Annotated in this window: 14 protein-coding genes; 11 read left to right on the top strand and 3 right to left on the bottom strand. The window is 40.6% G+C overall.

The genetic code is table 11. The features are described from left to right. Positions 1-18 precede the first annotated feature (18 nt). Positions 19-1,203, bottom strand: a complete 1,185-nt coding sequence (locus WFY05_RS11800; protein WP_340113056.1) for a serine hydrolase domain-containing protein — start codon at positions 1,201-1,203, stop codon at positions 19-21. A 417-nt stretch (positions 1,204-1,620) separates the two neighbouring features. On the opposite strand from WFY05_RS11800, the gene lacZ reads away from it, so the two are divergent. The 3 genes from lacZ (at position 1,621) to WFY05_RS11785 (ending at position 6,550) form a co-directional block, all read left to right on the top strand. Next, a complete protein-coding gene (lacZ, locus tag WFY05_RS11795) occupies positions 1,621-5,667 on the top strand; it encodes a beta-galactosidase, LacZ type (protein ID WP_340113055.1) in 4,047 nt (1,348 codons plus the stop codon). A gap of 323 nt (positions 5,668-5,990) precedes the next feature. Continuing rightward, a complete protein-coding gene (locus WFY05_RS11790; protein WP_340113054.1) occupies positions 5,991-6,236 on the top strand; it encodes an AbrB/MazE/SpoVT family DNA-binding domain-containing protein in 246 nt (81 codons plus the stop codon). Then, entirely contained in the window at positions 6,227-6,550 is a 324-nt protein-coding gene (locus WFY05_RS11785; RefSeq protein ID WP_340113053.1) for a type II toxin-antitoxin system PemK/MazF family toxin, read from the top strand. Before WFY05_RS11790 ends, WFY05_RS11785 begins: the two co-directional genes overlap by 10 nt. 321 nt (positions 6,551-6,871) lie before the next feature. Here WFY05_RS11785 and WFY05_RS11780 read toward each other — a convergent pair whose 3' ends face one another. Continuing rightward, positions 6,872-7,639, bottom strand: a complete 768-nt coding sequence (locus WFY05_RS11780) for a response regulator transcription factor (protein WP_340113052.1) — start codon at positions 7,637-7,639, stop codon at positions 6,872-6,874. Positions 7,640-8,263: 624 nt separating this feature from the next. Between WFY05_RS11780 and WFY05_RS11775 the strand changes: the two genes are divergently transcribed. The 8 genes from WFY05_RS11775 to WFY05_RS11740 all read left to right on the top strand — a co-directional run bounded on the left by WFY05_RS11775 (position 8,264) and on the right by WFY05_RS11740 (position 17,278). Next, positions 8,264-9,145 carry a TlpA family protein disulfide reductase gene (locus tag WFY05_RS11775; RefSeq protein WP_340113051.1) on the top strand — a complete coding sequence of 294 codons (882 nt, stop codon included), beginning with the start codon at positions 8,264-8,266 and terminating at the stop codon, positions 9,143-9,145. A gap of 100 nt (positions 9,146-9,245) precedes the next feature. Further along, positions 9,246-9,656 carry a hypothetical protein gene (locus tag WFY05_RS11770; protein ID WP_340113050.1) on the top strand — a complete coding sequence of 137 codons (411 nt, stop codon included), beginning with the start codon at positions 9,246-9,248 and terminating at the stop codon, positions 9,654-9,656. 160 nt (positions 9,657-9,816) lie between these two features. Beyond that, on the top strand, positions 9,817-10,434 hold the full coding sequence (locus WFY05_RS11765) for a hypothetical protein (RefSeq protein ID WP_340113049.1): 618 nt from the start codon (positions 9,817-9,819) through the stop codon (positions 10,432-10,434). A gap of 471 nt (positions 10,435-10,905) precedes the next feature. Next, positions 10,906-13,419 (top strand): glycoside hydrolase family 3 N-terminal domain-containing protein, encoded by a 2,514-nt coding sequence (locus WFY05_RS11760; protein WP_340113048.1) that lies wholly within the window; start codon positions 10,906-10,908, stop codon positions 13,417-13,419. Between the two features lie 120 nt (positions 13,420-13,539). Beyond that, positions 13,540-14,037 (top strand): hypothetical protein, encoded by a 498-nt coding sequence (locus tag WFY05_RS11755; protein WP_340113047.1) that lies wholly within the window; start codon positions 13,540-13,542, stop codon positions 14,035-14,037. Positions 14,038-14,065: 28 nt separating this feature from the next. Continuing rightward, positions 14,066-14,611 carry a pyridoxamine 5'-phosphate oxidase family protein gene (locus WFY05_RS11750; RefSeq protein WP_340113046.1) on the top strand — a complete coding sequence of 182 codons (546 nt, stop codon included), beginning with the start codon at positions 14,066-14,068 and terminating at the stop codon, positions 14,609-14,611. Positions 14,612-14,702: 91 nt separating this feature from the next. Further along, on the top strand, positions 14,703-15,644 hold the full coding sequence (locus tag WFY05_RS11745) for an NAD(P)-dependent alcohol dehydrogenase (protein WP_340113045.1): 942 nt from the start codon (positions 14,703-14,705) through the stop codon (positions 15,642-15,644). Positions 15,645-15,688: 44 nt separating this feature from the next. Continuing rightward, the gene (locus tag WFY05_RS11740; protein ID WP_340113044.1) at positions 15,689-17,278 is read left to right on the top strand and encodes a sulfatase-like hydrolase/transferase; all 1,590 of its coding nucleotides are present in this window, start codon (positions 15,689-15,691) and stop codon (positions 17,276-17,278) included. On the opposite strand, the gene WFY05_RS11735 is transcribed toward WFY05_RS11740, so the two are convergent. Further along, positions 17,262-18,464 (bottom strand): MliC family protein, encoded by a 1,203-nt coding sequence (locus WFY05_RS11735; RefSeq protein WP_340113043.1) that lies wholly within the window; start codon positions 18,462-18,464, stop codon positions 17,262-17,264. The genes WFY05_RS11740 and WFY05_RS11735 overlap by 17 nt on opposite strands. Positions 18,465-18,471: the final 7 nt, after the last annotated feature.

Below are 18,471 nucleotides of genomic sequence, written 5' to 3'. Positions count from 1 at the left end.
AGTGTATAATGAAGTGTTCTAATCTTCAACTGCCGGTAAAACATAGTTGTCTATCAGCTTAAACAGTTTCGATTTTGTGGCCCAGTTTCCACTGGTGAATACCACCACCATATCCAGTTCGGGAAGCACTGCGATTACCTGGCCGCCCCAACCATTTGCACGGTACATTTTTATTTTCTGTCCATCACGGTCCAGTTCACTGATCCACCAGGTGTAGCCGTATCCGTTCAGGCCTGAATCTTCTATCGGAAGCTTTATCCCGTGGTTGTTGCGGTAAACCGTTGCGCTTTTTTCTACCCAGTTCTCCGGGATGATCTGTTGCCCGTTCCACTTGCCATTGTTGAGGTAAAGGGCTCCAAATTTGAGCATGTCGCGCGGAGTAAGGCTTAATGAGCTGGCTGTTTCGAGTCTTCCGTTAGGATAGCTCCACCACGATGCCGAATCGATTCCAAGCGGTCCGAATAAATATTCTGCTGCAAATTCGTCCATGTTCATGCCCGTGGCATTTTTCACGATCTCGCCCAAAATATTGATACCACCACCATTGTAAGTAAAAAAATCTCCTGGAGCAGCCCACCATGGTCTTTCCAAAACGGCCTTTATTTTGTCCTCAACCACATAAAGGTGATCATAGTCATTTGTTAATTGTCCGCCATGAGCCGCGTTCCATTCGTCCCAGGCCAGGCCCGAAGTCATGGTCAGCAGGTGTTCAATCGTAATATATTTTTTGTTGTCTGTTTTCAGGTACTGGCGTTCGGGCAGGTAATCAAAAATCGATTGATCGACACTTTTTATAAAACCTTTGTCGATGGCGATACCGATGCAGGCCGAAGTAAAACTTTTTGTGCACGACATGATCGGGTGGGGCATCGTCGGTGTCCACTGAACCAGCTCACCATAATATTTCGGACCATCCCATTGATATTTGTGTCCTTCAAAATACTTTTCAAAAACCAACTGGTCGGCTTTATAAATAAGCATCGAATGAATTTCTTTGAACCTGCCTTTTTCGATGGCCTTTGTTGCATCCTCCAGTAATTCGATGTTCAATCCGGCTTTGGAGGCATCGCCAACTTTCAGACCGTCGTTCATTTGCTCGGGTACTTTATATTGTTCCGCGCGGGCAGATAAATTGCATCCGGTTTCTGAGAATAAAAAAACCAGGATAAAAATGGCTGCGATTGTTAGTCCTAAATTTTTCATGATGCATAAGTTTTTGTCGTTGAATTTTGATAATGTAAAGTTCTGCCGAATCGTGATGCAGTACTAATCATTTATGCCCTAAACAATAATAAGTTTCGGGAAGAGGTATAAATTATGATGCAACGGCATGAATTATGATGCAGGAAGGATTCTCAAACGGTTGTATTAGCGGGATTTGGTGGAGAATTTAGAGGAAAAATTAGGCTCCACTACTTCGTCTTCGTATTCTAATTCACTCCTCTTTCCAGGGAGAAGAAATTTCGTAATCCGATTCAATTATCTGATGAAGGTATTATTATCTTCCGTGAATTATTTAGCAGTGTCGCGCTTCTAACGAGATATTCAGCCAAACAGCTGGCATAAAAACTGAAAAGGACTATTTTTACAGCTATCACAGAATTTTCAAAAAATTCATCAATGAGTTACAGACGATTCAAACCGGGTTTATTGCTTTTGTTGGCATTAGTGCAACTGACGATAAACGCAGGGGCACAGGAAAGTGTTGAGGTTACAGGAAACGAATGGTATAACCAACCCGATGTTTTTCAGTTGAACAGGCTTGAAGCACATTGTACGCTAATTCCTTACAATAATTCGGATACAGCGCTTGACACAGATATCCGATCATCGGACCAATATTTTACCCTAAATGGAACCTGGAAATTTAATCTGGTCACCAAACCTGAACTCCGGCCAACGAATTTTTACAATGCTGGATACGATATCGGTTCGTGGGATGATATCGAAGTTCCCGGAAGCTGGCAACTTCAGGGATTTGATTATCCCATTTATACCAATGTTACCTATCCCTGGAGCGGATATGAGAACATTTCTCCACCTTTTGCACCTACTGTTTACAATCCCGTTGGCTCGTATTTACGGACATTTGATCTGCCCGAAGGATGGGCATCAAAGCCTTGCATTCTTCATTTTGCCGGTGTCGAATCCGCTTTTTATGTTTGGATAAACGGACAATTTGTTGGCTACAGTGAGGATAGTTTCACACCTGCCGAATTCGATGTTTCCGATTTTATACAAGCCGGAACAAATACCATTGCCGTCCAGGTTTTCCGATGGAGCGACGGCAGCTGGCTCGAAGATCAGGACTTTATCCGATTGAGTGGAATATTCAGGGACGTGTATTTGTATTCCATACCTTCTGTCCATGTCAGTGATTTCTTTTATACAACCGATCTGGATGAAAGCTACACGGATGCTACATTAAATTTTTCGGCAAAAGTTAGTGCCGCTGATCCGGTCAACAAAAGCGGATATTCACTAGATGTACAACTTTACGATAAAAACAAAAACGAGGTTTTTGCTGAGGCATTGAATATTCCTGTAGTTTTCGAAGGAAACGAAGCAAAGATAAATTCTTCGGTGATTGTTCCCGGGCCGGAAAAATGGTCAGCTGAATTTCCAAACCTTTATACCTTGCTTATTTCGTTAAAAGACGGTTCCGGCGAGGTAACAGAAATTGAAAGCTGTAAGGTAGGTTTCAGGGAATTTGAACTGAAAAACGGGCAAATGGTTCTTAACGGCCAACCGATCATGTTCAAGGGAGTCGACCGGCATGAAATTCATCCGGAGACAGGACGTACACTTTCGCGGGAAACCATGCTGAACGATATCCTGATCATGAAACGATTTAATATCAATGCTGTTCGTACTTCGCATTATCCTAACGATCCTATATGGTACGAATTATGCGATGAATACGGCATTTATATCATCGACGAAACCAACCTGGAAACTCACGGTGTTCGCGGCAGCATACCAACAAGCAATCCGGATTGGACTGCAAATTGTATCGACCGTGCTAAAAGCATGGTTGAAAGGGATAAAAACCATCCCTGTGTATTAATCTGGTCCCTGGGAAATGAAGCCGGCAGCGGATCTAATTTTCAAGCGATGGCCGATTGGATCCATGCTTTCGATTCATCGCGTCTGGTGCATTACGAGGGGTACAATGAAGTGGCAGACATGAACAGCTACATGTATGCTTCGGTTGAAAGCGTTGAAAATTACGGTAAGTCAGGAAATCAAAAACCATTGATTTTATGTGAATACGCCCATGCTATGGGAAACAGTGTTGGTAACCTTTATCAACATTGGGAGGTGTTTGCAAAATACGACAACCTGCAAGGTGGATTTATCTGGGATTTTGTCGACCAAAGTCTGAAAGATGAGCAGGGATTTAAATACGGTGGCGACTGGGGCGACAATCCAAACGATGGTAACTTTTGTGCCAACGGTATAGTCAGTGCCGATCGGACATTACAACCCGAAATCTATGAAGTTAAAAAGGTATATCAGAACATTAAGCTGGAATCGATCGATCTGATCAACGGAAAATTTAAACTTAAAAACGGTTTTCTTTTTACCAATGTCAATCAGTTTGCGGCTTCTTGGCAATTACTCTCCGACTCCACTGTGATTCAGACCGGCCAACTTACAGAAAGTCAGTTAACTCTGGATCCGTTGAGCAGTAAGGATTTGAGTATTCCCTTTTCGGAACCGGATACGGAGCCCGGCACAAAATACTGGCTCAACATTCGTTTTACGACTAAAGAAGATAATCTATGGGCCGCAGCCGGGCACGAGATTGCAGCTGCCCAGTTTCAAATTCCGTTTGCTACTTCTGAAGTGGGAAAAACAGATAATTACGGCGACGAAGAACTTGCAACTTTCAGTAATGGTGTTCTGTCGGTTGAAAACAGTTCACTAAAAGTGGAAATTGATGAAGGTACCGGATTGATCGATAACTACACATATCGGGGAACAGAACTGATTAGCCGTGGACCAACACCAAACTTCTGGCGAGCGCCTCTCGATAATGATCGTGGCAACGGAATGCCCGGCAGATGTGCAACGTGGAATAGCGCCAGTTTAAATCGCACGCTCGATACTTTGATTGTGGATGACAGCAACGAAAAGAATATCCGGATTTTTGTCTATTACACTTTTCCCGAACAAAGCTCTATGAGCCTGATTTTGGAATATGGCATTTTATCGAACGGAGAAATTGAAGTTACAGAGCGTTTTTACCCGGGTGTCGGATTACCCGAAATTCCATTGATCGGAAATGTACTTCGTTTACCTTTAGCGTTGAATCGCTTTACATGGTATGGGAAAGGTCCGCACGAAAACTATATCGACAGGCAGTTATCGGCTCAGGTTGGAGTTTATTCCAAATCGGTTGAAGATAACTTCTTTCCCTATATTCAACCTCAGGAAACCGGAAATTACACCGGTGTTGATTGGGTAAAGGTGGTGAATGATGCCGGAAAAGGTATCCTGGTCGCCGGAGATCAATTCGAGTTTAGTGCCCTGAATTACAGTCCGTTCGAATTGGAAGACAAAGCTCATCCCTATGAACTGACAAAAGAAGATGCTACACTGCTCAACATTAATTACCGGCAAATGGGCGTTGGCGGCGATAACAGCTGGGGAGCTCGTCCACACGACGAATTTACCATCTGGCCCGATCAAAACTATAGCTATTCCTACCGGATCATTCCTGTCGACAGTATGTCGAATGAAATGGAATTAGCCAAAATTCAATATGTTTCGGCAATCAGCTCCGAAATACCTGATATCCTCGGCATGAGTGAAGAAGATGCTTTACAGACCATCAGCGATGCGGGATTTATTGCCGGCAAGAGGGAAGAAACTTACGGTACTTATGACAAAGGTCTGATATCCTTTCAACAACCTGTTTCCGGCGAACTTCTGCCGGAGGGTTCGGTAATTAACTACACGGTAAGTAAGGGAAAGAATCTGGCGCTGGATAAACCTGCCTGGGCCAGTTCGGAGGAAAGCAGCAAAGGAAACTTTATCACAAATGCCAATGATGGCAACTATACAACACGATGGTGCGCGGCTGATGGTAACTTAAATCAATGGTGGGCTGTCGATCTGGGAGCGAAATACAACCTCGAATATTTCAGGATTAACTGGGAATTTGCGGGAGCTTATAAATACATCATCGAAGTTTCAGCGGACAATGAGAACTGGACCTCTGTTGTTGATCGACAGGAGAGTAACTCGAACGAGCAGATTCAGGAAGGGGAATTGATAGCTGAAAATGTGCGTTACGTGCGAATAACGGTTAAAGAGAACTTTTCGTGGTACTGGACCAGTTTTTACGAATTCGAAATTTATGGTTCGTCAGCAAATCCAACATCAGCCCCGAATCCTGAATATCAGGCGGAAGCACTGTTAAAAATCTATCCTAATCCTGCGCACGACGATGTAAACATCGCATTTGATCTTATCACTCCCGGAGAGGTAGTTTTAGAATTGTATAATTTGTCGGGTGTTAAAATTAAAGACATCTACAGCGCTTATTCCCGTGAAGGAAAGCATCAGGTAAAATTGAAAAAAGAATTTAACAGCGGGCTATACTTCGTGCATTTCAAAGATAGAAATGGCGAAAGTTTTCATCCTGTAATTTTTTACTAAATCTCCTTCTTGTTAATGCGGTACCGCTAATTTTGAAGTACATAAATTTCCGGTTCCCGAACAAATGTTTTCGTTTGAAAGAGCGGATTGTTCTAACCCTGCTCCCGAATACCTCATCTCCAGGTTCGAAAGTGGGCGAATTACTTTAAAACATTCAAACCGTTTAACAGTCAACATTAAACAAGAATCTAATGCATTTTCTCCCGCAGATAAAAATCCAACGCTTAAACCAAAGCTACGAGACATGCATTAACCGTTGGCCCAAATTTTTAAATCCGGATAAATGTTATAACTTTGTAATTACATTTTTTAAAATATTAGCTATGGAAGTTTCAGTAATAAAAATCGGAAATTCAAAGGGGATAAGATTGAGTAAAACCCTGCTTGACAGATACAACATTAAAGATACTGTTGATTTAATAATGGACAAAGGACAGATTATATTGAAACCAATTTCAAAACCAAGAAAAGGTTGGGAAAAAGCTTTTGAAACAATGGCTAAAAATGGAGATGACAATTTATTATTTGACGATGTGTTTGACGATGAAAATCAGGAGGAATGGAAATAAAACAATATCAAATCATTTTGGTTAATCTCGACCCGACCATTGGCAGCGAAATTAAGAAAACCAGACCTTGTGTGGTAATTTCTCCCAATGAGATGAATAAATATTTACGGACAATTGTAATTGCTCCCATGACAACAAGTTCTAAAAAATATCCAACAAGGATGAAAGTTAAACATGACAATAAAATCGGTTGGATTGTTTTAGACCAAATCCGAACAATTGACAGACAAAGAATAATAAAAGTTTTTGGAGAACTACAAGATTCAGAAATTCAGGAGTTAAAATCGGTTTTAAAAGAAACTTATATTGACTAATAACAGGATAAAAAAACTAAGGCTGACAAAATTTACAGGACAGGCGGGGATTTTAGCCCCCGAAAGTTATCTGGGTGACAAGTCAAACGAGTGCTGTCAATCCCTGCGATTCTGACAGGATTTCTGTTGTAAATTCCGCCACGACCTATACCATCAGCGTTAACACAAAAATTTATAAACTTGCTAAAGTTCAGGAACAGTCTATCAAGCGTCATGCTGAAAAAATAGAAAAAAAAGGATGAAAGGTGTTATACGCATGTCTCCCATTCCTTCGATGTATTTTAAGAAAAGACTCCAATAGTCTATAACTTTTCAAAAACATTACAAAATCCCTTGGCTATTAGCAAAAAGAAACACTGCTTCGGCAGTAGTTTTTACATTTAACTTTTTAAATATTCGCGTTTTGTGGTTCTTAACAGTAGAGCTTGAAATACCTAGTTTATTCGCCACATCATTTAACCGATATCCCAAGGATAAAAGTTTTAATATTTCTATTTCCTTCGGAGATAGCTTTTGTTTAGCAACTTTTTCAAAAATCCTTTTTCTAATGTTTAAATCATATCGCGATGAATCGTCTTGCATAATAATGTGAACATCCCCTGGTTTTTTCATAACAGAAAGTGTTACCAGGCAAATTGACATCCAAATATTTCCTTCGTCCGTTAGTAGTAATGGAGACAATTTATGGTTAATCAGTATATGACTGTTATTGTTTCTATGTTTTAACCTAAAATCGTAGGAGATAGTCGCCTTATCTCTTCTATCTTCTGATAGTTGGTAGAAAAAATCGAAGCCAACCTCATTTAATAATAATAAAAGTTTCAGGTCATCTTCTGGCACACACAAAGGGTAAAAATCAAATCCTAATGACATTACCTCTTTTTGAGAATATCCATTAAGAAATAATGGATTAGGTGAGACATACTGAAAGGACCGCTTGTAATAATCAACAATGTAAAAACTGAGATTACAAACCTTTGATAATGCCTGTAAAGTTTTCAGATAGTATTTTATTTTTCGATAATTTTCAGATCCTATATACTTAGTTTGTTGAATGGGATCAAAAAACTCATCAAGGGCGAAATTCATTTTACTTTATCTAAATAATTGTTTTGCCTAAATATCCTTAATTTGTCTCTAAAATATAAATGCTTTCGCATAAATTATAAAACTATAATAAAATATAAAGTTATATAGAAGATTGATCCATTTCGTGTAAGTTAGAATAGGTTATCTTCCAAGTTAACAGTCTGAATAACGTATCTTTCCAAGATATATCATTACAATTTCTGGTTCACAGAAAAAGTCCTTAACTATATACTTTAAAAATATTTTTTTAATACTAATATTATATCCTTAATTTCAAAAAAACTGATTTTACTATAAACAATTTTACATCCAGGCAATCCAAACAGAATATAATCAATTCTTTATCCAAAGAAATGATTGGCTCAAATATTCAACCAATCGATTAAGATTTGTCCAAATGTCCTATTTCATTTGAATTGATTATAAACTATTATTGTTTAACCAAAAATTGTGAATAGTCGATTTCTGAATCTTAAGCGAAACATAACGCTTATGCTGAACAAGAACAATTGATACGATAAGAGTAACTTTTAAAAACGATTACTACAAAATTAAGAATTCATACTCCAATGGCGAAAAGTTAGATATCGACTCCAACTCTATTAATAATTTAACAATAGTAAAATGAAAAAATTACTTATTCTCTTTCTTATACCATTCCTGCTTTCATTTTTTGTCTTTTCCTGCAACGAAAATTCAAAAAAAACTCAATTAACAGAAAAGGTTGAAACTCTTGAACCTAAAGTCGAGATCAGTGAACTTAATTCTGATTTCATAAAATGGTGGACTTACTATTCATATAACATTTCTTTGTCATCAGATTTCACAGGATTAGACGAACAGTCGGACACGATTGACAAAAAACAATTTTTGAAAGAGTTAATTACCGGCAATTACATTCCTCTAAAAATAAAATCTGACAGTAAAGTAGAAATATATAAACTATATAAGCTTGACGTTAATGCCGACAAAAGAATTGGAGGCACAATAAAAAATGAATCAACTATAATCTACGGTTTATATGAAATGGAAGGGGCGCCACTTCCTGAATTTAACTTTACCGACTTGGACGGAAACGTCTACAACAACGAAAATACAAAAGGAAAAACGTTAATTTTAAAAACATGGTTTATCAATTGCAAAGCTTGTGTAGCTGAATTTCCGGAACTGAATGAATTTGTAGATAAATACAAAGATAGAAACGACATCATTTTCCTGAGTTTAGCGTTGGATTCTAAATCGGAATTAGAGAAATTTATACAACAAAAGGAGTTTGAATATAAAGTAGTTCCCAATCAAGAGGAGTATATCTTGAAAAAATTATACTTGAATGCCTTTCCAACCCATTTAATTGTAGATGAAAATGGAACAATATTAAAAGTGGGAAATAATGCATCGGAAATGATTGCCTTTTTTGAAAATGGAAAGAAATCAACTGACAAAAAATTACCACCACCACCTTCAGCGGCCGCACCACCTCCACCACTACCACCACCATCGAGATAAAAAAATGATAAAGCAGAGTTCGAAAGATTTAGCTAAGATTCTGTGTATTCAGTTAGTGTGTAACTGTTTCAACTAAAGCAAACTTATATAATTGTGAAATATGAAAAACGACTTACTTTTTACAAGTAATGAAAGTAAAAAACGTGGTTATATATTGTTATTTCTTGTTGTACTTATAATTAGTGTTTTTATTGGTTTAATCATAAAAAAGAACTCAAAAGGAGAAAAAAGCTATGTAAAACTCAAAGCTAGTGTAAGGCTGGATAACGAAAAAATCATATTTACGAATAAAGACACTTTCGATTATATAGACGCCGTTATGTATGTTAATAATTATTATAAACTGAGTGGATTCAGTATAAAATCAGGTGAGACAAATACATTTTGGACAGTACAATTTTTTCATCCTCATGGGAGAAATATGGGTCCAAATGAAAAAGCATATTCATTTTCAATAACATGCGATTTATATAATGAAGAAAAAGGCATTTACCAATCCAAACTTAAATAAATTGATGAAAGAAAATGACTGAAAAGTCTAATGACATAGATGTAAAAACTATGCACAACAAGTTACACATAGCAGGGCATATTCGATGTTAAGCTAACTGAGAAAGGTAAATCCGCCCCGGCGGCTTGTAAGCAACCTGTTACAAACAATTTTAATATAGATGCGAAAAGGAAATATAAATCTTTGGACTTTAGGAGTTTTATTTGGTTCAGTACTGGCATTTACAGGTTGGACTGGATTTGGAACACAAACGTTCTTAATGGGAAGAACTGGTGAGATTTCCGGAAAAGTAATTGAGATATTTCCGAATGAACAAGTACAAAGTTACAGTCGAAGAATTAAATATGTTTACTCTATAGATAACAACTATTTTGTTGACTTTAAGAAGCTCGGAACAGAGGATCCAAGGCAAGAAATTGGAAATGAATTGAAACTTATTTATTTGATTAAGAAACCAGAAAAAAATAGAGTTAAAAGCCATTTTTCAAAGTATGACAATTCAGTCGGGAAAATATATTATTCGACAAAAGAAAATGGTTATATCGAGTTACGACTAATTAATGGAATCTTCAAATACAAAGAATTCGCAGAAGGAGGTAAAATCATTTTTGACTTTTTTGGAGAATATAAAATTATCAATGACTCAATAAAATTCGAGAATTATATATTCGAGACTGATAATGAGTATAAAAACAGACCTGATCTATTTGTGTTTTCACCGGACAATGACCGTCAATTAGTTGATTTAAAAACAAAAAGAATTTTTAAAAGATTTTAATAGTTGTGATTAAATTGTAAAAATTGAAAATGATGCGGAACAAAGTACATATTGCAGGGCGGGGCTCGGTGGTTCGCCAACTGTGTCCACCGCTGGCGCGGATTTGGAATCCGTGCCCTGGCCGTAGGACCAGAAACAGACAGTTGAAATGATCGGGTTAAAATTTGCAACCAAATAATATCTTCGCTCGTGCCTTCCAATAGTTATCCCGCTGTAACTGGAGCAATCTGTAAGAATTTAAATACTAAATTGTCAGCCATAGGCTGAGGCTCAGATTATAAATCCGCGCCGGCAATAATCAACTTCGAAATACCCAAATCGATTAATTATCAGTAACTAACAGAAAATATTACTGCCGCATTATTGTTAACCATAAATTTTGTTTTTACCTTTAATAGCAAAACAAAAACCTGGCTTTTTTTAAAGGTTTTCGCGTTCAAACATAATCGCGTAACAAGAGGAGATAAACCAATGAACCTAACTAAAAAATCGAATGGGTCAATAGAATTTTTCCGTCTGTTGATTTTTCTGGTGGTTACAACTTTATTTTTTTCCTGCAGTAAATCAGTAAATTATCCGGTTGAACCTGAACCACTGGGATCGGGAAATCTCAAGTGGTCGGAATCGCAAACTCCCGATGGTTGGATCCGCGTAAGTAATGAAGAAGGGACTACCATCGGATATTCAAAAAAATCCGGACTAAAGCTTATCCAGGTTGACGGATATGCTTTCAAAGACCTCAACCGAAATAATTTGCTTGATCAGTTTGAAGACTGGCGCGTCGACTTTGAAACACGTGCAAAAGCTATGGTGGAAGAGATCCCGGTAGAGCAGATGATGGGCATGAAAATGAATCCTTTTGGTGGATGGAGAGTCAATCCTGATTCGTTGGATACCATCATAAAAAATTCCCTTGATCTTGGTTACAGGCAACTACGGGCACCTCGAGGAGGGTCGGCTGATGCCAGGACAAAGGTGAATTGGAACAATATGGTGCAGGAATACATTGAAAGCCTTGATAATATTGTCTGTATCCCTGTGGTTTGGATAGATGATCCCCGCTCAGGAGACGTTTCCAACTGGCCAAGCAATCTGGCTTTGGCGGCAACATTCGATCCCGAAATCGGAGCGCAATATGGCAGAATGATGTCGGAAGAATGGCGGGCCATGGGAATATCGATGCAGGTAGCCACACAAATGGACCTGGCAACAGAGCCTCGATGGAAACGTATTCCCGGCACCTTCGGTGAAGATCCTGCACTGTCGATGGATATGGCCAGGGCGATAATTAACGGCTGGCAATCGACCTACGATAAAGAAGGAAATGACCTGGGGTGGGGCAAACACAGTGTAAACAACCAGATGAAACACTTTTCGGGAGACGGTGCTGCCGAAGGTGGTCGAGAGTCGCATACACGAGACGGAGCATACAACGTTTTTCCCGGTGGTCAGTTTTTTACGCATGTTTTGCCTTTTCTTGCCTGTATGGATTTGCCGGGGAAAACCAAAACGGTTTCGGCAGCCATGACCAACTATTCTATAGGTATTGAAGCAGATGGATCTCCGGTGGGTGGAGAGCGTGTCGGCTCGAGTTACAGCCATTATAAAATCAATCATTTGTTGCGCGAAAAGTACGGCTGGGACGGTTATATCTTAACCGACTTCGGCATTCTCACCAGTAAGAACTACGGAGTTGAAGATTTGACACCGGTTGAAAAAAGACTGGCCATCCTAACCGCCGGATGCGATGCCTTTGGGGGCGAAGGCAGCGACAGAGAGAAAAGTATTGAATTGGTTATGGAAGCCTATGAATTGGGTGTTACACAACTTGGGAAAAAGCAGATAGGGGAGATCATGAGAAAGTCGACGGAACGGATACTCCGGACCCACCTCAATATCGGTATTGTCGACAATCCATATTTAAGTCTTGAAGTAGCCGAATCCACCTACAAAAAACCGGAGCATGAAGCAGCAGCGCACCAGGCACACCTTAAATCAGTAGTGATGCTGAAAAATCATGGTGGTATTATTCACAAAGCCTCGGCAGGTGAAAATAAACCTAAAGTGTATATCCCAAGATTATATACAGCAGCTACAGGTGGCTGGAGAAAGACACCGGCATCAGCCAAACCCGGATTTGATCTTGAAACTGCGGGCAGGTATTACGATGTTCTGACTGATAAACTGGCCGATCAATATACCGGCCCGGCAGATCACAGAGGCAATCCAACCTTATCGGCACAAGACATCATACGAGCATCGAAAGAAGAAATAGCTGAATGTGATTTTGCTATTGTCCGGATCACCAGTCCTCAAAACGGGAATCCAACCTTCGACGAATCCGGAGGTATGCGGGATGATGGCCGGGAACCTGATGATATCGAGGAGCAGCGAAAGAAGTATACCTACCTTCCAATTTCGCTGCAATATCGACCTTACACTGCCAATTCAGAATTTGTACGTAAGGAGTCGCTCGGAGGAGATATGATTGAAGTAACAGAAAATTCGGAAGATGGCGAAGCAAAGAAACTGAAGAAAGAGAATCGTTCCTATTTCAGCAGAACCGGGATCATCAGAAATGAAAGTCACCTGGATCTCGTGCTGAACACTGCCTCTGTTGCCACTAAGGTCATTGTTGCTCTTGACGCATCGAGCCCGATGGTTTTGGGAGAGTTTGAAAAAGAAGTGGATGCTATAGTCATGGGATTTGGCGGAGGACGAACTGCCTGGCTTCCCGATGAAGTTTTCCTGGAGATTATCTCCGGAGAAGCGGAGCCGTCCGGATTGCTACCACTTCAAATGCCGGCAAATATGGAGACTGTTGAGGCACAATTTGAAGATGTGCCACGGGATATGGAATGTTATGTCGACAGCGATGGCAACAGCTACGATTTTGCGTTTGGTCTGAACTGGTCGGGTGTGATCAAAGATGAACGGACAGCCAAGTATAATGTTCCTCCTATCGCGGGCGAAGCACCTGAATAGATTGAAACCGAGAAGGCGGTTTTCACCATCGAATTGGCGTTATAACCCAACCCTATAATAGGGCAATAACCCAACTTGTTGGGTTCCACACACGTTATAAACCATTTAAATAAAAGGCAAATGGAAAGATCAGAAATTAATATTCACAGAATAAAGGAAGTACGAAATATCTTTTTAATTGTATTAGGATTTCTGGCATTCGGTGCACTTGGCGGAGGAATAGTGCTTATAATCTCTCCATCGGGTGAATTGATGGGGCTTCCATTGTCTGAATTCAAGAATATGCCTTTCGATAGTTTTCTAATACCAGGAATTATTTTATTCGCCGTACTGGGAATTATACCAGCTTTGCTGATAATTGCTTTATTAAAAAAAACTAAATGCAAACTAGCTGAGAAAACCAACATATTTAACGATATGCACTGGGCATGGACTTATAGCATATATGTTGCTTTTGCGCTAATTGGCTGGATACATATCGAATTAATATTTCTGGAGGGAACCGTACATTGGTTACAAACGTTTTATATGTTTTATGCGATTTTAATTATTATCCTTGCTTTACTTCCCCAAATGAGGTATTTATATAAAAGAAACAATAATATTAGAATGCAGTAAAATCGATTAATAACAAAAAATGAGGAAAATGAAACATTTTAAAAAATCAATTTGGCTATCATTTGTAATGCTGCTTTTATTCTCTTTTCCCGGCTTCAGTCAAACATCAGCGTCAGAGGATTCGCAAAGAGATGAATTAATGAATGCAGCACGGGAAATTATGACTTCTGCCAATACCTGTGCACTAATAACTGTCGACAAAGAAGGAAGTCCCGCGGCCAGAACCATGGACCCGTTTCTTCCCGAAAATGATTTTACCGTTTGGTTTGGAACCAACACCAGAAGCAGAAAAGTAATCCAGATTAAAAATAATCCCATGGTAACTTTATATTATTTGGCCAGCGATGAATCAGGCTATGTTACCATTCATGGGAAAGCTCAACTTGTGAATGACGAATCGGAAAAAGAAAAAAGATGGAAAGAGGAATGGAACGCTTTTTATCAGAACAAAACGGAGGATTATCTTTTAATTAAAGTTTCTCCGGAATGGATGGAAGTTATCAGTTATACTCGCGGTATTACCGGTAATGCTTCAACATGGGATCCACCAATAGTAAGATTTGATTCAAAGTAAAATGAAAACGCCTGAAACCTGATTTTTTAAATTATTGGGAGTTTAGGTGCAACTGCGCGGCAGCGGGGAATAAAGCGAAAAATACCAAATAATGAAGGCCATTGAATGTACCCGATACGGCGGGCCTGAAGTGCTCCGGCTAACTCAAGTGGAAAAACCTTTACCTAAAGACAATGAGGTACTGATAAAGATGCGGGCAACCGCTGTAACAGCCAGCGATTGTATCGTTCGTGGTTTTAAACTTCCACGTCGTTCGCCGCGGGGAATTCTGATGGGTCTCGTACTTGGATTTAAAAAGCCAAGGAACCCGGTGCTGGGAATGATCGTATCCGGAACGGTTGAAGAAGTAGGGAAACAAGTCACACGTTTTCAAACGGGAGATGCGGTGTATGGCTGGACCGTGAAGGACGATTTTACCATCCGCTTTGGAACATACGCTGAATACAAATGCCTGACGGAAAACAGCACAATTGTAAAGAAACCAGAAATGCTTGGTTTCGAAGGAGCCGCTGCTATCCCTTACGGAGCTTTGATGGCACTTCTCTACCTAAGAAAAGGAAAAATACAACAACGTAAAAAGGTGTTGGTGTATGGCGCGTCGGGGGCCATCGGTACTGCAGCAGTTCAGCTGTCAAAGTATTTTGGCACGGAAGTGACTGGTGTTTGCAGCACCAACAACCTGGAATTGGTAAAATCGCTTGGAGCCGATGCTGTTTTGGATTACACCAAAGATGATCCGTCAACTGCAGGAAATGATTTCGACTTTATGCTCGACGCGGTTGGTACCTGGAAAGATTCGGACTTTAAGCAGCAATGCCGTAAAGCGTCGACGGTTAATGGAACTTATGTCTCGGTGGATGAAGGTAGTCCGAATGCTACTATTGCCGATCTGGAGCTGCTTAATAAAATGGTGGAAGAAGGTAAACTGAGGCCGGTGATCGATAGAACTTACAAGCTGGAGGAAATGGTTGAGGCGCATCGTTATGTGGATGCCGGGCACAAGAAAGGCAACGTTATCATCGCCATTGCTTAAGAATTACCTATCTTCAATACCTGGTTTGTAAACCTGATAAGTGAATGAATTTTAAGCGCGACCTGATAAATCTGCTGTTGCTTTTTGTTTTAACCGGAATTACATCCTGTAGCAAAAAGAATACACATCCCGAACACCCCAATATTATTTTAATTTATGCCGACGATCTGGGGATTGGTCTGCTGGGCGCAGAAGGACAGCAGATCATTAAAACACCAAATATCGACAAACTGGCCAGCAACGGAATACGTTTTCAAAATGCCTATTCGTGCATGCTTTGTGCACCTGCACGGGCATCGCTGCTTACCGGCCGTCACGATTGTCATGCCGACGGCCATGAGATAACGGACGCGGGTATATACAAAAAAATAAGTACGGGCGAATACACACCTGAGCAGGTTGAGGAGATGATCAACAAGACACTTTCTCCCATGCCTGATAACATCGATTTTATGGCGGATATCGCCCGGAAAGCCGGATACCGAACGGCAGAATACGGTAAACTGGAATGGGGCTTTGCAGCTTCCGATAAACAGATGAAGGAACATGGCTGGGATCAGTATTTTGGTTACCTCGACCATGTTCGTGCTCATGGTTTTTATCCGCCGTTTTTATTTCACAACGGCAAACTCATCGAGATTGAAGGAAACACGCGAACCGATTGTGGCAAAACGAGTGAACCGGAAACACCCGAAGTATACAGTGAGCGCTGGAATATGGAAGGGAAAACGAAGTATTCTCAGGAGCTTTTTATGGATAGTGTGCTTCATTTTATTGAGGCCAATCGAAACCGACCATTTTTCCTGTATTTTCCCACACAATTGCCTCACGGGCCCGTTGCCATTCCGGCTGTTCATCCCGATTTTGAAAATGACGACCGGCTGATGCCCATAGAAAAAGAATATGCTTCGATGGTTAAAATGCTGGATGATAACGTGGGTCAGATCATCGACGAATTAAAACGACTGCAAATCCTGGAGAACACGGTGGTGATTTTTACGTCGGATAACGGACATGAGATTTATTACGCCCAAGAGGGGAGGGTACAAAAACCTTATACCAACATGCAAACGGGCAAACGTTTCAACAATCTCGATTCGAAATACTACAGCGAACTGGCCGGTGATGTTTTCGACGGAAACGGAGGCCGTGCCGGAATGAAGCGCAGTAATCTACAGGGCGGAATTGTTATGCCACTGCTTATTCAGTGGCCGGATAGAATAAAGCCCGGCCGGACCAGTAATTTACTCACCGCTAACTACGATCTGCTGCCGACAATTGCCGATTTGACAGGTTATAAAGGAGAAGTCTTTACCGATGGTCTATCGATTTACAATGAGTTAATGGAGCAGGAAAATGCAGAACACGACTATTTGGTTTATTCGTCGTTTACCGGCCCAACACTTATCACCAACGACGGCTGGAAAATCAGGACTTTTCTATCGAAGGATGTTTTCGAGTTGTATTATTTGCCCCACGATTTTAAGGAGGAACACAACCTGGCAGAGGCTTATCCGGAGAAACTGGAGGCACTGAAAAAAGCACTTCTAGCGGCTTGCGACGGTGATCTAAATAACGGATTGTATTCTTCGGCGAAAAGTCAGATGAGAATTAAAGTCAACGATCAAAAGTAACAATTTCCTTCACCTTAAATTGCCGCATGGCTTCACCTTCTTCAAGCGTGTAGGTGATTTGCCGCATGCCACCAGTAGGATTGGCATTCGAATCGCCGTCTTTATAAACCGGAAAGCGCTGAACCAGGTAATTCTCCACTACACGAAATTCGTCGTGCCCCATATAGCCTTCGCTAAGGGCAGTATTTTGGGTGAGCGGAGGAAAGTTAGCCCTGCTTACTGATTTGCCGTTATTTACCGAAAAGGCCAGTACATTTCCGTAGCTGCCACTGCCAAACGATTGCGTATAGATCAGTAACTCGGGTGAGCCATCGGCATTCAGATCTTCAATTTCGGCATCCGTAACAAAGCCGTCGATGGTGTACGTTTCAACTCGATTTGAATTTTCAAGACCGAAGGGCGAAACAGTAACAGCTGTTTGCGGTCCCTGTCGCACCGAGGTCACATTAAATCCAATTCCCTGCAAACGCAGCACTTTACTGAAAATCGTGGAATCAACTTGTTCAGGATCGAGTGGTTCATCGATTTTTATGTAGTTACCGGCGACGGTAGCGCCGCCCGAACAATAAAAATATAGTACATTTTCATTTTCGGCAGCTATTGAAAGTGTGTCGTTGTTAAAAGCAAAGAACACCTTTGAACCGTCTTCCATGGTGTAGTACATATTTTCCGATTCCCGGTAAATGCTGGCATCCCAGGTGCAGGTTGGCTTTTTTCGGTCGGCCCGCGAGCGTACTTGAACCAGCAATTGATCATCGACAGTCCTGCTTACTTTTACGCCCACCCAGTCGTAGCCTTTATCACGCTGAAAATAATCGGCATTTACATAGTTTCCGGTATGCGTGTTTGCTTTTAGCTTTCCTGAAGCGAGTGTTTCATCGTCTTGCATCCACATAAATTCATTGCCTTTCGTCCAGAATACATAACCGTCGTTATTGCTGTATTTGGCGCCGCTGGCAGCTTCGGTCTGAACAAGCATATAAACTTCTCCTTTGTTCTGATCGGTGACTTCAATCTGCTTGCTTCCAAGTTGTTTAACGTTCAGCTTGTACTTACCGTCGTAGGAAACATAAAGGATCGCTTTCTTCGATGAGGTTTCCGATACATCTGCTGTTTTTTCTTTTCCCGAATTGGAGCAAGAAACCAGCGTAAAAAGCAGAAGTGATATCCAAAGGGCAGTTTTCATTATTGTA

It is taken from the genome of Maribellus mangrovi (assembly GCF_037646455.1).
Lineage (GTDB): Bacteria > Bacteroidota > Bacteroidia > Bacteroidales > Prolixibacteraceae > Draconibacterium > Draconibacterium mangrovi_A.
The sequence above is the reverse complement of the archived record's forward strand: the minus strand, read 5'-3'. Positions and strand labels throughout refer to the sequence as shown.

Excerpts from the sequence above, each read along its gene's own strand:
- WFY05_RS11770 (WP_340113050.1), top strand. The coding sequence starts at position 9,246 with ATGAAAAACGACTTACTTTTTACAAGTAATGAAAGTAAAAAACGTGGT.
- WFY05_RS11765 (WP_340113049.1), top strand. The coding sequence starts at position 9,817 with ATGCGAAAAGGAAATATAAATCTTTGGACTTTAGGAGTTTTATTTGGT.
- WFY05_RS11780 (WP_340113052.1), bottom strand. The coding sequence starts at position 7,639 with ATGAATTTCGCCCTTGATGAGTTTTTTGATCCCATTCAACAAACTAAG.
- WFY05_RS11775 (WP_340113051.1), top strand. The coding sequence starts at position 8,264 with ATGAAAAAATTACTTATTCTCTTTCTTATACCATTCCTGCTTTCATTT.
- WFY05_RS11750 (WP_340113046.1), top strand. The coding sequence starts at position 14,066 with ATGAAACATTTTAAAAAATCAATTTGGCTATCATTTGTAATGCTGCTT.
- WFY05_RS11785 (WP_340113053.1), top strand. The coding sequence starts at position 6,227 with ATGGAAATAAAACAATATCAAATCATTTTGGTTAATCTCGACCCGACC.
- lacZ (WP_340113055.1), top strand. The coding sequence starts at position 1,621 with ATGAGTTACAGACGATTCAAACCGGGTTTATTGCTTTTGTTGGCATTA.
- WFY05_RS11745 (WP_340113045.1), top strand. The coding sequence starts at position 14,703 with ATGAAGGCCATTGAATGTACCCGATACGGCGGGCCTGAAGTGCTCCGG.
- WFY05_RS11760 (WP_340113048.1), top strand. The coding sequence starts at position 10,906 with ATGAACCTAACTAAAAAATCGAATGGGTCAATAGAATTTTTCCGTCTG.
- WFY05_RS11800 (WP_340113056.1), bottom strand. The coding sequence starts at position 1,203 with ATGAAAAATTTAGGACTAACAATCGCAGCCATTTTTATCCTGGTTTTT.
- WFY05_RS11755 (WP_340113047.1), top strand. The coding sequence starts at position 13,540 with ATGGAAAGATCAGAAATTAATATTCACAGAATAAAGGAAGTACGAAAT.
- WFY05_RS11790 (WP_340113054.1), top strand. The coding sequence starts at position 5,991 with ATGGAAGTTTCAGTAATAAAAATCGGAAATTCAAAGGGGATAAGATTG.
- WFY05_RS11740 (WP_340113044.1), top strand. The coding sequence starts at position 15,689 with ATGAATTTTAAGCGCGACCTGATAAATCTGCTGTTGCTTTTTGTTTTA.
- WFY05_RS11735 (WP_340113043.1), bottom strand. The coding sequence starts at position 18,464 with ATGAAAACTGCCCTTTGGATATCACTTCTGCTTTTTACGCTGGTTTCT.